Annotated in this window: 13 protein-coding genes; 8 read left to right on the top strand and 5 right to left on the bottom strand. The window is 75.3% G+C overall.

What is annotated here, in order from left to right:
• Positions 1 to 62: 62 nt before the first annotated feature.
• From ACI79B_RS11400 to ACI79B_RS11385, 4 genes are read left to right on the top strand one after another with little or no spacing between them, the layout of a single operon-like run.
• A complete protein-coding gene (locus ACI79B_RS11400; RefSeq protein WP_456928346.1) occupies positions 63 to 1,067 on the top strand; it encodes an ABC transporter permease in 1,005 nt (334 codons plus the stop codon).
• 16 nt (positions 1,068 to 1,083) lie between these two features.
• Positions 1,084 to 2,025: an ABC transporter permease gene (locus ACI79B_RS11395; protein ID WP_456928347.1), complete on the top strand. Its 942-nt coding sequence runs from the start codon at positions 1,084 to 1,086 to the stop codon at positions 2,023 to 2,025.
• Positions 2,022 to 3,101 (top strand): ABC transporter ATP-binding protein, encoded by a 1,080-nt coding sequence (locus tag ACI79B_RS11390; RefSeq protein WP_456928348.1) that lies wholly within the window; start codon positions 2,022 to 2,024, stop codon positions 3,099 to 3,101. Before ACI79B_RS11395 ends, ACI79B_RS11390 begins: the two co-directional genes overlap by 4 nt.
• A complete protein-coding gene (locus tag ACI79B_RS11385; RefSeq protein WP_456928349.1) occupies positions 3,098 to 4,237 on the top strand; it encodes an ABC transporter ATP-binding protein in 1,140 nt (379 codons plus the stop codon). The genes ACI79B_RS11390 and ACI79B_RS11385 overlap by 4 nt, the downstream gene beginning before the upstream one ends.
• A 4-nt stretch (positions 4,238 to 4,241) precedes the next feature.
• On the opposite strand, the gene ACI79B_RS11380 is transcribed toward ACI79B_RS11385, so the two are convergent.
• Positions 4,242 to 4,601 carry a Rieske (2Fe-2S) protein gene (locus tag ACI79B_RS11380; RefSeq protein ID WP_456928350.1) on the bottom strand — a complete coding sequence of 120 codons (360 nt, stop codon included), beginning with the start codon at positions 4,599 to 4,601 and terminating at the stop codon, positions 4,242 to 4,244.
• A 98-nt stretch (positions 4,602 to 4,699) separates the two neighbouring features.
• On the opposite strand from ACI79B_RS11380, the gene ACI79B_RS11375 reads away from it, so the two are divergent.
• Complete coding sequence (locus ACI79B_RS11375) at positions 4,700 to 6,769, top strand: TPM domain-containing protein (RefSeq protein WP_456928351.1); 2,070 nt, start codon at positions 4,700 to 4,702, stop codon at positions 6,767 to 6,769.
• 57 nt (positions 6,770 to 6,826) lie between these two features.
• On the opposite strand, the gene ACI79B_RS11370 is transcribed toward ACI79B_RS11375, so the two are convergent.
• From ACI79B_RS11370 to ACI79B_RS11355, 4 genes are all read right to left on the bottom strand, one after another.
• Positions 6,827 to 7,255, bottom strand: a complete 429-nt coding sequence (locus tag ACI79B_RS11370) for a PPOX class F420-dependent oxidoreductase (RefSeq protein ID WP_456928352.1) — start codon at positions 7,253 to 7,255, stop codon at positions 6,827 to 6,829.
• Entirely contained in the window at positions 7,252 to 8,223 is a 972-nt protein-coding gene (locus ACI79B_RS11365; RefSeq protein WP_456928353.1) for a pirin family protein, read from the bottom strand. The genes ACI79B_RS11370 and ACI79B_RS11365 overlap by 4 nt, the downstream gene beginning before the upstream one ends.
• Positions 8,224 to 8,264: 41 nt before the next feature.
• Positions 8,265 to 9,176 (bottom strand): DUF5996 family protein, encoded by a 912-nt coding sequence (locus tag ACI79B_RS11360; protein WP_456928354.1) that lies wholly within the window; start codon positions 9,174 to 9,176, stop codon positions 8,265 to 8,267.
• Between the two features lie 105 nt (positions 9,177 to 9,281).
• Positions 9,282 to 10,268, bottom strand: a complete 987-nt coding sequence (locus ACI79B_RS11355) for a pirin family protein (RefSeq protein ID WP_456928355.1) — start codon at positions 10,266 to 10,268, stop codon at positions 9,282 to 9,284.
• 168 nt (positions 10,269 to 10,436) lie between these two features.
• On the opposite strand from ACI79B_RS11355, the gene ACI79B_RS11350 reads away from it, so the two are divergent.
• Genes ACI79B_RS11350 through ACI79B_RS11340 form a run of 3 tightly spaced genes read left to right on the top strand, consistent with a single transcriptional unit; the run spans position 10,437 to position 13,875 of the window.
• Positions 10,437 to 12,035 carry a circularly permuted type 2 ATP-grasp protein gene (locus ACI79B_RS11350; RefSeq protein ID WP_456928356.1) on the top strand — a complete coding sequence of 533 codons (1,599 nt, stop codon included), beginning with the start codon at positions 10,437 to 10,439 and terminating at the stop codon, positions 12,033 to 12,035.
• Positions 12,029 to 12,979 (top strand): alpha-E domain-containing protein, encoded by a 951-nt coding sequence (locus tag ACI79B_RS11345; protein WP_456928357.1) that lies wholly within the window; start codon positions 12,029 to 12,031, stop codon positions 12,977 to 12,979. The genes ACI79B_RS11350 and ACI79B_RS11345 overlap by 7 nt, the downstream gene beginning before the upstream one ends.
• Complete coding sequence (locus ACI79B_RS11340) at positions 12,976 to 13,875, top strand: transglutaminase family protein (RefSeq protein ID WP_456928358.1); 900 nt, start codon at positions 12,976 to 12,978, stop codon at positions 13,873 to 13,875. The genes ACI79B_RS11345 and ACI79B_RS11340 overlap by 4 nt, the downstream gene beginning before the upstream one ends.
• The last annotated feature ends 21 nt before the right edge of the window (positions 13,876 to 13,896 follow it).

The raw sequence follows: 13,896 nt of genomic DNA, 5'->3' as shown, positions 1-13,896 counted from the left end.
GGTGGATCCTGTCCCCGGCGCGGCCGGCGCCGTTCCTGCCCCCGGAGAGGTGACCCGAGCGCGTGCTCCGCTTCGTCGTCCGGCGGCTCCTGCAGCTGATCCCGATCCTGCTGGGGCTGTCGGTCCTGCTCTTCGCCTGGCTGCGGGCGCTGCCCGGGGGGCCGGCCCAGGCCGCCCTCGGTGAGCGCGCCACCCCCGAGGCGATCGCCCGCTACAACGAGCTGTTCGGGCTCGACCAGCCGCTCTACGTGCAGTACCTGCGCTTCCTCGGCCGCGCCGTGCAGCTGGACTTCGGCACCTCCGCGCGCACCGGCCGCCCGGTCACCGAGGTCTTCCTCGAGCGGATGCCCGGCACCATCGAGCTGACCGTGTTCGCGATGGTGTTCGCGATCGGAGTCGGCATCCCGGTGGGGTACCTGGCCGCCCGCCGGCACGGCAGCTGGCTGGACTCGACGTCGGTCATCGGCTCGCTCATCGGGGTCGCCATCCCCGTCTTCTTCCTGGCCTACCTGCTGCGCCTGCTGTTCGCCGTCGAACTGGGCTGGCTGCCCGGTTCCGGCCGCCAGGAGGTGCGCATCGACGCCACCCGCGTCACCAACTTCTACGTCCTGGACGGGTTGCTCACGCGCGAGTGGGACGCCGCCTGGGACGCCTTCGAGCACCTGATCCTGCCCGGGATCGCGCTCGGCACGATCCCGCTGGCCATCATCGTGCGGATCACCCGGGCCTCGGTCCTGGACGTGGTGAACGAGGACTACGTGCGGACGGCGAACGCGAAGGGCCTGGCGACGGCGACCGTCCGGCGCCGCCACGTCCTGCGCAACGCGCTGCTGCCCGTGTCGACGACGATCGGCCTGCAGACCGGCCTGCTGCTGTCGGGGGCGGTGCTCACCGAGACCGTGTTCGCGTTCGGCGGGGTGGGGTCGGCCATCTACGACGCGATCTTCCAGCGGGACTACGCACTGCTGCAGGGCTTCGTCCTGATGCTGGCCATCATGTACGTGCTGGTGAACCTGCTGGTCGACATCTCCTACGGGCTGCTCGACCCCCGGGTCAGGGTCTCGTGAACCAGGGGGAGGGCCGATGACCGCGGTGGGGGACGTCCGCCGGCGGCGGATCGACGAGCTGGCCGCCCGCGCCGGCCAGGTGCCCGAGGGCGAGGGCGGCGTCTCGCTCACCCGCAGCGCGTTCCGCCGGCTGCGGCGCAACCCGGTGGCGATCCTCGGCGCGGTCATCGTCGTGGTGTTCCTGCTGGTCGCGGCGTTCGCGCCGCTGCTGGCCCCGCGGGACCCGCTGGCGCAGACGCTCCTGTCGGAGATCCGTCCCGGCTACATCCCGGGCGCCCAGGCGGGCTTCCCCCTGGGCGTCGACGAACTCGGCCGCGACCTGCTGTCGCGGCTGATCGTCGGCTCCCGCCAGTCGCTGCTGATCGGGGTGGTGTCGACGCTGCTCGGCGTCGTCGTCGGCATGTCCCTCGGCGTCCTGGCCGGCGCGTTCGGCGGCTGGGTCGACACCGTCATCATGCGGTTCGTCGACATCGTCCTGTCCATCCCGAGCCTGCTGATGGCGATCAGCATCTCGGTGCTCCTGGGGCAGAACCAGTGGTCGCTGATGATCGCGATCGCGGTCACCCAGGTCCCGGTCTTCGCCCGGCTGCTGCGCGGGTCGATGCTGAGCCAGCGGAACAGCGACTACGTCCTCGCCGCCCAGGCCCTGGGCATCAGGCGCGGCCGGATCGTGTTCGGCCACGTCCTGCCCAACTCGCTGTCCCCGGTGATCGTCCAGACGACGCTGTCGCTGGCGACCGCGATCATCGAGGCCGCGGCGCTGTCCTTCCTCGGCCTGGGCGACCCCGACCTGGCCCGGCCGGAGTGGGGGGCCATGCTGTCCAACGCGCAGGACTTCCTGTCCGTCCGGCCGGAGCTGGCGATCTACCCGGCCGTGTGCATCATCGTCGTCGCGCTCGGCTTCACCCTGCTCGGCGAGTCGCTGCGCGAGGCGCTCGACCCGAAGTTCCGGAGGTGAGCCCGCTGACCATCGAGGAGCTGCCGCCCAGGTCCGTCGACCGCACCGGCCTGCCCGTGCTCGAGGTCGAGGACCTCACCGTCACGTTCACGCGGCGCGGCGAGCAGCCGACGCGGGCCGTCGACGGCGTCAGCTTCAGCGTGGCGCCGGGCGAGACGATCGGGCTGGTCGGCGAGTCCGGCTGCGGCAAGTCGGTGACGTCCCTCGCGGTCATGGGCCTGTTGCCGCGCCGCGGCGTGGAGGTCGGCGGGTCGGTCCGGCTCGACGGCGCGGAGCTGGTCGGCGCCCCCGAGCGGGAGCTCCGGGACCGGCGCGGCGCGGACATGGCCATGGTGTTCCAGGACCCGCTGTCCTCCCTGAACCCGACGGTGCCCATCGGGACCCAGGTCACCGAGGTCCTCCTCCAGCACCGGGAGATGTCGAAGAAGGACGCCGTCGACGAGGCCACCCGCCTGCTGGACCGCGTCGGCATCCCCGACCCCGGGCGCCGGCTCAAGGAGTACCCGCACCAGCTCTCCGGCGGCATGCGGCAGCGGGCGCTGATCGCGATGGCGCTGGCCTGCGCGCCCCGGCTGCTCATCGCCGACGAGCCCACGACCGCGCTCGACGTGACGATCCAGGCGCAGATCCTCGAGCTGCTGCGCGAGCTCGTCGTCGACTCGGGGACGGCGCTGGTGATGATCACCCACGACCTCGGCGTCGTCGCGGGGCTCTGCGACCGGGTGCACGTCATGTACGCCGGCCGGATCATCGAGTCGGCCGACCGGCACGAGCTGTTCGCCCGGCCCCGCCAGCCCTACACGGGGGGCCTGCTGGCCTCCGTCCCGCGGCTGGACGGCGCCCGCGGCGCGCCGCTGCGCCCCATCCGCGGCTCCGCGCGCGACGCCATCCCCTGGGCCGAGGGCTGCGCGTTCGCGCCGCGGTGCGACAACGCCCAGGACGACTGCCTCACCGAGGTCGCGGGCAGCACGGTGCCGCTGGAGTACGACGGACCCGGCCGCGAGCTGCGCTGCCGGCACCCCCTCGAGTACCCCGTGTCCCCGGCCGGGGCCACGGCGTCCGGAGCCGCCCGATGACCGCCGTCCCGTCCGCCGACCCGCTGCTGCGGGTCGAGGGCCTGCAGGTGCACTTCCCGATCAAGCGGGGGGTGCTCGTCGACCGCACCGTGGGGCACGTCCGCGCCGTCGACGGCGTCGACCTGAGCATCGGCCGCGGCACCACGTACGGCCTGGTGGGGGAGTCCGGCTGCGGCAAGTCCACCCTCGGGCGCGCCGTCCTGCGCCTGGTCGAGCCCACCGGCGGGCGGGTGGTCTTCGACGGGACCGACGTCAGCTCCCTGTCGGGGGAGCCCCTGCGGACCATGCGCCGGCGCATGCAGATGGTCTTCCAGGACCCGCTGGGCAGCCTCGACCCCCGGCAGAACGTCGAGTCGCTGCTGTCCGAGCCGCTCGCGGCCCACGGACTGGGCGGCGGCCGGCAGGGCATCGCCGAGCGGATCCGGACGCTGCTCGACGCGGTCGGCCTGCCGTCGGCCGCGCTGCGCCGCTATCCGCACGAGTTCTCCGGAGGGCAGCGCCAGCGCATCGGCATCGCCCGCGCGATCGCCCTCGAGCCGGACCTGCTCATCGCCGACGAGCCGGTCTCCGCGCTCGACGTCAGCGTCCAGGCGCAGGTCGTCAACCTGCTCGAGGAGCTGCAGGAGCGGCTGGGCCTGACCTACCTCGTCATCGCGCACGACCTCGCGGTGGTCCGGCACATCAGCGACGTCGTCGGTGTCATGTACCTGGGCGCGCTGGTCGAGCAGGCCCCCTCCGACGTCCTCTACTCCGAGCCGCTGCACCCGTACACGCGGGCGCTCATGAGCGCCGTCCCGGTGCCCGACCCGGTGGTCGAGGAGAGCCGCGAGCGGATCCTGCTGGCCGGGGACCTGCCGTCGCCGGCCGACCCGCCCAGCGGCTGCCGCTTCCACACCCGCTGTCCGTGGCGGCAGGAGACCCGGTGCGACGACGAGGTGCCCGTCCTCCGCGAGCTCGGCACCGGGCACCTGGTCGGCTGCCACTGGGCGGAGGAGATCCGCGACGGGCTGCTCGCACCGCGCTCGCCGGAGGAGGTCGCCGCCACCCAGGGCGTCAGCGTCCGCCCGACCGGCGCGCAGAGCCCGGAGAGCGACGCCCTCGTGCAGGGTCTGGACTCGCCGATCGAGCGGCTCTAGCGCCTCAGTCCTCCACGACGACGTCGTCGCCGCGGCGCAGCGCCCGCTTCACCCGCAGCCGCAGCACCTTCGCGTAGCCGCGGACGAACTGGGTGTAGCCCGGCGTGGGTCCGTGGTAGCCGAGAAAGCCGCGTGGGCCCTCGACCATGTCGCCGGTGCGGACGTCGTAGCGGGCCTGGTGCCACGGGCAGACCAGGCAGCCGTTCTCGTCGAGGGAGCCCCCGGAGAGGTCGGCGAGCTGGTGGCGGCAGCGGCGGGACACGGCGAAGTACTCGCCGTCGCGGTTGCCCACGGCCCACTTCCCGGCCCGGCCCACCGCCCCCGGGGGCAGCCGGTCGGCGGGGATGCGGTCGGTCTCGCTCACGGGGGTCCTCCTCGGGCCGGGTCCAGGTCGACCGCCCCCTACCCGGTCGCGCCCGTCCTATCCGGCCGGGGAGCGATCACCCACCTAGGGTCGGGACCGTGCGCCGGCTGATGGGGGTCCTCGCAGTCACGACCGCGGTCCTGGTCGCCGGCGGGAGCCCGGCGCTGGCCGAGCCGCCCTTCGACGTGCCCGACGAGGTGACCGACCGCGCCGGCGTGCTCGGCTCCGGGGGCCTCGCTCAGGTGCAGCAGGCGGTCGACGAGCGGCAGGCCGAGGACGGCACGCAGGCGTTCGTGGTCTACGTGGCCAGCTTCGACGGCGTCGACCAGGGCGCGTGGGCGCAGGCCACCGCGGAGGCGTCCGGGCTCGGGTCGACCGACGTGCTGTTCGCCGTCGCCGTGGACGACCGGCGCTACGGCTACTGGGTCGACGACGCGTTCCCGCAGAGCAACGCGGAGATCGAGGACTTCCTCGCGCGGGACGTCGAGCCCGAGCTCGGCGCCGACGACTGGGCCGGCGCCGGCGTGGCCTTCGCCGAAGGCGTCGGCGACGCGGCGGGCTCCGGCACCGGCTCGGACGGCGGCTCGGGGGCCCTCACCGCCGCGGTCGTCGGCGGGGTCGCCGTCGTCGGCGGGGGCGCCTGGCTGCTGGCGCGGTCGCGGCGCCGCCGGCGGGACGGGCAGCCCCCGGCGACGACGCGGATCGAGCGGCCCGACCCGAACGCCGGCGTGCCCACCGAGGAGCTGCAGGGCCGGGCCAGCGCCGCGCTGCTCGACCTCGACGAGGCGGTGAAGACCTCGCAGCTGGACCTGGACTTCGCCCGGCTGCAGTACGGCGAGGCCGCCGTCGCCGGGTTCACCGAGGCGCTGGGGCAGTCGCGGCAGGAGCTCACCCGCGCCTTCACGCTGCGCCAGCAGCTCGACGACGAGGTGCCGGAGGACGAGCCGACGCGACGGCGGGTGCTGGGCGAGATCCTGCAGCTCACCGCGGCCGCCGACGCCCGGCTCGACGAGCAGGCGCAGGCCTTCGACCAGCTGCGCGACCTCGAGCGCACCGCCCCGCAGGCGCTGGAGGCGCTGGGCCCGCGGATCACCGCGCTGCACGGCCGGCTGCCGCAGGACGAGCAGCGGACGATCCGGCTGCAGCGGCGGTACGCGGCGTCCGCGCTGGCGCCGGTGGCCGACAACCTCGACCAGGCCCGCGCGCGGCTGGCCGCCGCCGAGCAGGAGGTCGCCGAGGCCCGCGCCGCGCTCGACGCCGGCCGCTCCGGCGAGGCGGTGGGCGACCTGCGGGCGGCCGAGGACGCGGTGGCCCAGGTCGGCACGCTCCTCGACGCCGTCGCCCGGCTCGAGCGCGACCTCGAGGAGGCCGCCGCCCGGCTGCCCGCCGTCCGCGCCGAGACCGAGGAGGACCTCGCCGAGGCCCGCGCCCTGGTGGCCGCGGGAGACGCCGGCGGGCTGCGGCCGCAGGTGGCCCGGGCCGAGGCGGGGCTCGCCGCCGCGGAGGAGGCCATGGGCTCCGCGGACGGCACGCTGCCCGACCCGCTCACCGCGCTGCGCCGGCTGGAGGAGGCCGACCTCGCGCTGGAGCAGGCGCTCGCCGTCGCCCGCGACGCGCAGACCCGGGCCCGCCGGGCGGCCGCGGCACTGGACCAGACGCTGCTGCGGGCCCGATCGACGGTGGCCGCCGCGGCGGACTTCGTCGCCACCCGGCGCGGCGCGGTCGGCCCCGAGGCCCGCACGCGGCTCGCGGAGGCGCAGCGCCACCTCGACGCCGCCGTCGGCACCGGGCGCACCGACCCCGAGGGCGCGCTGCGGGAGGCGCAGCTGGCCGACCAGCTCGCGCAGTCGGCGCTGCAGCTGGCGCAGTCCGACGTCGCCGGCTGGTCCTCGGGCTACGGCGGGGGCTACGGCGGCGGGTACGGCGGCGGCTACGGGCCGGGCTACGCGCCCGGGTACGGCTACGGCGGCGGGCGCGGCGGCGTGGACCTCGGCAGCCTCGTGCTCGGCGGCATCCTGGCCGGCGGCTTCGGTGGCGGGCACGGCCGCGGCCACGGGGGCGGGGGCCTCGGCGGCGGCTTCGGCGCCGGCGCCGGGGGCGGGCGGCCGCGGGGCGGCAGCTTCGGCGGCTCGCGCAGCCGCGGCCGCAGCGGCGGCGGCCGCTTCTGACCCGGCTCCCGTGCCCGTCCGCGGACGTGCACGGGAGCCGGGGGTGCCCGGGTCGGGTCAGCCGGGCAGCTGGCCGTAGGTGTGCTCGGGGGTGAACCGGACGACCAGGCGCCGCTCGGCCACCATCGCCCGGCGGTAGTCGTCCCAGTCCTCGTGCTCCTCGGAGACGCCGCGGTAGTAGGCGACCAGCTCCTCCACCGTGGCGTCGTGCGGGTCGGCGGCGACCGGGGTGAGCTCCGCGGTGCCCTCGACGGCCACCCACGACCAGAAGTCCCGGGAGGTCACGTGCAGGGTGACCCGCGGGTCGGCCCGGAGGTTGCGGGTCTTGGCCCGGTCGTCGGTCACCGAGATCCGGAACAGCCGCCGCTCCGGGTCGTAGGCGTAGCCGACGTTGGACACCTGGGGCCGCCCGTCGCGCTTGACCGTGGCCAGCACGCCCATGTGGTGCTCCGCCACGAACGCCAGGTGCCGGTCGTGCACGGTCACCGGACCCGCCCCCGGGCCTTGAGCGGCACCGGCGGCAGCGGCGGGGCGAGCTGCCGCTGGTCCTCGTCGAACCCGGCGACGACGCCGAACCGCGGGTCGCCGTCGTTCCACCGCTCGGCGTACTCGGTGACCTCCTCGCCGGACCGGCCGACGAAGTTCCACCACATGACCAGCCGCTCCTCGAACGGCTCGCCGCCGAGCAGCAGCAGCTTCGTGGCCGACTCCGTCCGGATCCGCACCGACCGCCGGCCGGTGCCGAGGTAGACCATCGCCCCGTGCGCCAGCGGTGCGCCCTCGACGTCGGCCCCGCCCGAGGCGCCGAGCAGCGCGTGCTCGAAGTCCGGCTCCAGCGGCACCTCGACGTCGGCACCCGCGGCCAGGTCCAGGTCGACGCCGACGATCGGCGTGTACGCGGTGCCCGGCGACGCCGCGCCGCCGAACCCGCCCATGAGCACCGTCGCGGTCAGCCCGTCGGAGGTGAACCCGGGCAGCGTCGCGTGGTGCTCGAACGCCGGCGCGGTGTCGCGGGCGGCGTCGGGCAGCGCCACCCACAGCTGGGCGCCGTGCAGGAACCGCGGGTGGGGTACCGGTGACTGCTCGGAGTGCGCGATGCCGTGCCCGGCGGTCATGAGCGCGAGCTGGCCGGGGCCGAAGGTGACGTCGCTGCCGAGCGAGTCGCGGTGGTGCACCTCGCCCTGGACCAGCCAGGACACCGTCTGCAGGCCGGTGTGCGGGTGCGGCGTCACCTGCATGCCGGCAGTCGCCGCGACGTCGTCGGGGCCGTAGTGGTCGACGAACGCCCAGGCGCCGACCATCCGGCGGCCCAGCGTCGGCAGCAGTCGCCGGACGACGGTGTTCGCCCCCAGCGGCACCTCCTTGGCGGGCAGCAGGTCGAGGGCCGGCCCGGCGGTCGTGTCGGCCAGGCCGCCGACCTCCTGCGCGCTGGGACGGGGCTCGGTGTTGCTCATGGGCGGACCTCCGGACGGCGGACGGTGGGGGGCGGGCAGGGTCAGCGGGGTTCGGGCGCGGTCGGGCAGCGCAGCGCGGCCAGGTCCCAGCCGGCGCGGCGGGCGCCGGCGGCGTAGGCGCTCTCCAGGAAGTCCAGGACGGTGGCGCGCGGGTCGGCCGCCGTCCGCACGTCCTCGTAGGGCAGCAGCGCCAGGTGCGCGCCGCGGCTGTCGACCCACCGCGCCGCCGCCGGCCGCAGCGGCTCCTCGGCCAGGCCCGCGGGCTCGGGCGCGGTGTAGGAGTAGAAGGCCGGCTCCGGGACCTGGTCGTCACCGAACCAGAAGCCGGCGCTGATCACCTCGTGCGAGTAGGCCTCGCGGGTGACCGGGTCGACCGCCGCCGGCTGCTCCACCCGCCGGTCGGAGAAGCGGGTGACGGCCAGGTCGAGGGTGTGCCAGAAGTGGTGCACCGGGCTGGTCTTGGCGTAGCTGCGGCCGGCGAACTCCTCGAGCACCTGGGCCACCTGGCCGAGCACGACCCAGTAGCGGGTCACCGCGGCGCGGTCGTAGGCGGCGTGGTGCTCGTCCTCGGCGAACGGCGTGCCATCGGCCAGGTCGAACGGGACGGGCAGCTCGACGGTCGCGGGCAGGCCGAGCGCCGACAGGCTGCCGAGCAGCTGCCGGTAGAACGCCGCCACGCTCAGCCCGGGCAGCGGGAACGACGTCCGCCGCCCGTCGGCCACCGCCACCTCCAGCCGGTGGTCGACCAGGTCGAGGTCGACGGCGAAGACCGGGTCGAAGCCCATCGGCCGGGTGGTCAGGCCGCGGCCGGTGAGGTGGAAGGGGACGTGCCACCAGTGGTTGCGCCGCGGGGCGTTGGCCAGCCGCAACTTGCCCACGACCTGCAGGAACCGGTGGAGGGTGTCCTTGGTGTCGGCCCACTCGGCCAGCGGGATCGGCGGGAAGACGGACACGGGGGACTCCTCGATCGGCGGTCGCGGCCAGCATGCAGGCCCCGGCGGCGGCGCGGAAGCCGCCGCCGGGGCCGTGCTCACCACCCGGTGCTCACCGCCCGGTGCTCACTGCCCGGTCTCGCCGCGCACGGAGCCGTGCGCGTACGTGGCCGGGATGCTGCCGAGCCGGCCGGCCTGGTGGTCGGCGAAGGCGTCGAGCAGCTCCTGCCGGGTGTTCATGACGAACGGCCCGTACATGGCGATCGGCTCGCGGATCGGCCGGCCGCCGAGGACGACGACGTCGAGCGCCGGCGTCCGCGACTCCTGCCGCTCGGCGCCGCGCACCGTGACGGTGTCCCCGGGGCCGAGGACGGCGAGCTGCCCGGTGCGCACCGGCGCCCCGTCGATGCCGACCGAGCCGGCGCCGGAGAGCACGTACACCAGCGCGTTGAACGAGGGGTCCCACGGCAGGTCCAGCGTCGCGCCGGGGGAGACGGTGGCGTGCACCATCGCCATCGGCGTGTAGGTGGAGCCCGGCCCGCGGTGCCCGGCGACGTCACCGGCGATGACCCGCAGGAACGCGCCGGCGTCGGGGCTGGCCAGCAGCACCGACCGGTCGGCGCGCAGGTCCTGGTAGCGCGGCTGCACCCACTTCTGCGCCCGCGGCAGGTTCACCCACAGCTGCAGGCCGTGGAACAGCCCGCCGCTGACCACCAGGTGCTCCGGCGGCCGCTCGATGTGCAGCACGCCGCCGCCGGCGGTCATCCACTGCGTGTCACCGTTGCTGATCGTGCCGCCGCCGCCGTGCGAGTCGGCGTGCTCGAAGGTGCCGTCAATGATGTAGGTGACGGTCTCGAAGCCGCGGTGCGGGTGCCAGGAGGTGCCTCTGGGCTCACCGGGGGCGTACTCGACCTCGCCCATCTGGTCCATGTGCAGGAACGGGTCGAGGTCGCGCAGGTCCACCCCGGCGAAGGCGCGGCGGACCGGGAACCCCTCGCCCTCGAAGCCCGACGGCGCGGTGGTCACCGAGCGGGTGCGGCGCCGCACGGTGCCCGGCGCGGGGACCGGGACGCGGGGCAGGGTGGTGGTGTCCTCGACGGTGACGGCGGGCATGGCCGGCCTCCCTCAGTTGAGCTCTCAACCAGTGGCGACCGTAGCACCGGGCGGGCCCGAGTTGTTCCCGCCCGGCGCCGGGTGGTGACCCGGTCCGGACACACCCGCCCGGCGCGTCGTCGCCGTCCGGAAACGCGCGCGACACACGCCCGAACTAGGTTCCGGCCCATGGCGGACCTCTTCGACGGGTATCCCCTCGGGGAGCAGTGGGACGAGATGTTCGGCGGACCGGCCCAGCCCCGGCCGGCCTACGCCGGGCTGTTCGCCTCGCTGCAGCCGATGGCCGGCGAGGAGCTCGCCGCGCGGGCGGACCTGCTGTCGCAGACCTACCGGGACGCGGGGGTCACCTTCGCCCACGCCGGCGAGGAGCAGCCGTTCCCGCTGGACATCGTGCCGCGGGTGATCGGCGCCGACGAGTGGGCGGTGATCGAGCGCGGCGTCGCCCAGCGGGTGCAGGCGCTGGAGGCCTTCCTCGCCGACGTCTACGGCGCGGGGGAGGTGTTCGCCGACGGCGTCGTGCCGCGCAGCGTGGTCACGACGAGCGCGCACTTCCACCGGCAGGCGCACGGGCTGGTGCCGCCCAACGGGGTGCGGGTGCACGTGGCCGGGATCGATCTGGTGCGCGACGAGGCCGGCGACTTCCGGGTGCTCGAGGACAACCTGCGCTCGCCGTCCGGGGTCAGCTACGTCATCACCAACCGTGCGGCGATGAGCCAGGTGCTGCCCGAGCTGTTCGCCGACCACCGCATCGAGCCGGTCGCCGGCTACCCGACCCGCCTGCTCGAGGCGCTCAAGGCCTCCGCGCCGCCCAACGTCAGCGACCCGACCGTCGTCCTGCTCACCCCCGGCGTCTACAACTCCGCCTACTTCGAGCACGCCCTGCTGGCCCGCCAGATGGGCGTGGAGCTGGTGGAGGGCCGCGACCTGGTGTGCGCCGGCAACCAGGTGAGCATGCGGACCACCGACGGCCAGCGCCGCGTCGACGTCATCTACCGGCGCATCGACGACGACTTCCTCGACCCGGTGCACTTCCGCCCCGACTCGGTGATCGGCTGCGCCGGCGTCCTCAACGCCGCCCGCGCCGGCCGGGTGACCATCGCCAACGCCGTCGGCAACGGCGTCGCCGACGACAAGCTGCTCTACACCTGGGTGCCCGACCTCGTCCGCTACTACCTCGCCGAGGAGCCGGTCCTGGACAACGCCGAGACCCACCGGCTCGACGACGAGGACACCGTGCGCTGGGTGCTCGACTCCCTCGACCAGCTGGTGCTCAAGCCGGTCGACGGCTCGGGCGGCAAGGGCATCGTCATCGGCCCCCGCGCGGACGAGCGGACCCTGCTCGAGCTCGCGGAGAAGGTCCGGGCCCGGCCCCGCGACTGGATCGCGCAGCGGCCGATCGGGCTGTCGACGTCGCCGACCCTGGTGGGCGGCCGGATCGCCCCGCGGCACGTCGACCTGCGGCCGTTCGCCGTCAACGACGGGGAGAAGGTGTGGGTGCTGCCCGGCGGGCTGACCCGCGTGGCGCTGCCCGAGGGCGAGCTGGTGGTCAACTCCAGCCAGGGCGGCGGCTCGAAGGACACCTGGGTGTTCAGCCCGCCGCGGCCGGTGCCCGAGGCCGACGAGCCGCCGGCGCGCACCCGGATCGAGTTCACCGCCGCCGACCTGCCCGGCGACCCGCCCGGCCAGGACCCGCGACCGTTCGAGGACGCCGTCGCCGGCCAGTCCCAGCAACAGCAGCAGCAGACCCTGGGAGGCGTGGAGTGCTGAGCCGGATCGCGGAGTCGCTGTTCTGGATCGGCCGGTACGTCGAGCGCGCCGACGACACCGCCCGGATCCTCGACGTCCACACCCAGCGGCTGGTCGAGGACCCGTGGATCGACGAGCGGCGGGCCTGCGCGAACCTGCTCGGCCTCATGGGCGCGGGCGTGCCCGAGGACGAGGCCGACACCGAGCGGGTGCTGGCGACCCTGGCCTTCGAGCGGGACAGCCCGAGCTCGATCGTCGGGGCGCTGTCGGCGGCGCGGGAGAACGCCCGCGGCGCCCGCGAGGTGCTCTCGGCCGAGATCTGGGAGTCGCTCAACGTCACGCACAACGCGCTGCCGCAGCAGCGCACGATGGCCCGCCGGTACGGGCCGCACTCGCTGTTCCGGTTCGTCCGCGAGCGCTCGGCGATGGTGTTCGGCCTGGCCGACTCCACGATGAGCCGCGACGAGTCCTGGCTGTTCCTCGTCCTCGGCCGCTCGCTGGAGCGCGTGGACATGACCGCGCGGCTGCTGTCCACCCGCGTGCTGGCCGGGGACGCCGCGCCGTCGTGGACGCTGGTGCTGCGCTCCACCGGCGCCTACGAGCCCTACCTGCGCACCTACCGCGGCGTCGTCGACTCCAGCCGCGCCGCGGAGTTCCTGCTGCTGGACCGGCTGTTCCCGCGGTCGGTGTTCGCCGCGCTGGAGCAGGCCGAGGCGTGCCTGGCCGAGCTGGAGCGCTCCACCGTCCGCGACGCCACCCGCATCGGCGTGGCCGGCGAGGCGCACCGGATCGTCGGCCGGGCGCGCACGGTGCTCGAGTTCATGCCGCCGCCCGAGGTGCTGGACCGGCTGCCGCAGCGGCTCGACGAGCTGCAGCGCACCTGCTCGCTGGCCAGCGCCGCGGTCACCGGCCGGTTCTTCACCGAGCAGGCGCCGCAGGTGTGGGTGCCGGAGGGGGTCGCGTGAGCCAGGCGCAGGTCCAGGTGCAGGTCCCGGGCCGGGCGCCGCGCCCGGCCGGCGACCGCTGGCGGCTGCAGGTCGTGCACACCACCCGGTTCCGCTACGGCGGGCCGGTGCGGTCCTCCTACAACGAGGCCCGGCTGACGCCGGAGAACAGCGGCCGGCAGACGACGCTGCGCTCGCGGGTCGAGATCGAGCCGGCCGCGACCGCGTTCGCCTACCGCGACTACTGGGGCTCGACGGTCACCGCCTTCGACCTGCACACCCCGCACCGGGAGCTGGTGGTCACCGGCACCTCGATCGTGGAGGCCGGCCCCGACGCCGTCGACCACGACCACGTGGGCTGGTCCGCGCTCCGCGGCCGGCTGGTCCGCGACCGCTTCGGCGAGCTGCTGGCCCCCACGCCCCGCACGGCGATGGACCCGACCGTGGTGCGCGCCGCCCGGGCCGCCGTCGGCGACGCCCCACCGCACCTGGCCGGGCCCGCGGTGTGCCGGTTCGTCCGCGAGCACATGGAGTACCTGTCCGGCTCGACGTCGGTGCGGACGACGGCGATGCAGGCGTGGACGGCGGGCCGGGGCGTCTGCCAGGACATCTCGCACGTCACCGTGGGCCTGCTGCGCGAGCTCGGCCTGCCCGCCCGCTACGTCTCCGGCTACCTGCACCCGCGCCCCTCGGCCGGCATCGGCGAGACGGTGACCGGCGAGAGCCACGCCTGGGTGGAGTGGTGGGACGGCGGCTGGTGCGCCTCCGACCCCACCAACGGCGTCCCGGTCGGGCCGCGGCACGTGACCCTGGGCCGCGGCCGCGACTACGGCGACGTCCCGCCGTTCACCGGCATCTTCTCCGGCCCGCGCAGCGAGGGGCACACGGTGACCGTGGAGGTCACCCGGCTCGCTTAGCAGCCCCTCGCCCGGGAGCCC

The sequence above is a fragment of the Geodermatophilus sp. SYSU D00879 genome (assembly GCF_054050375.1).
Note: the sequence above shows the minus strand (reverse complement) of the source record. Positions and strands in the feature narration are given on the sequence as shown.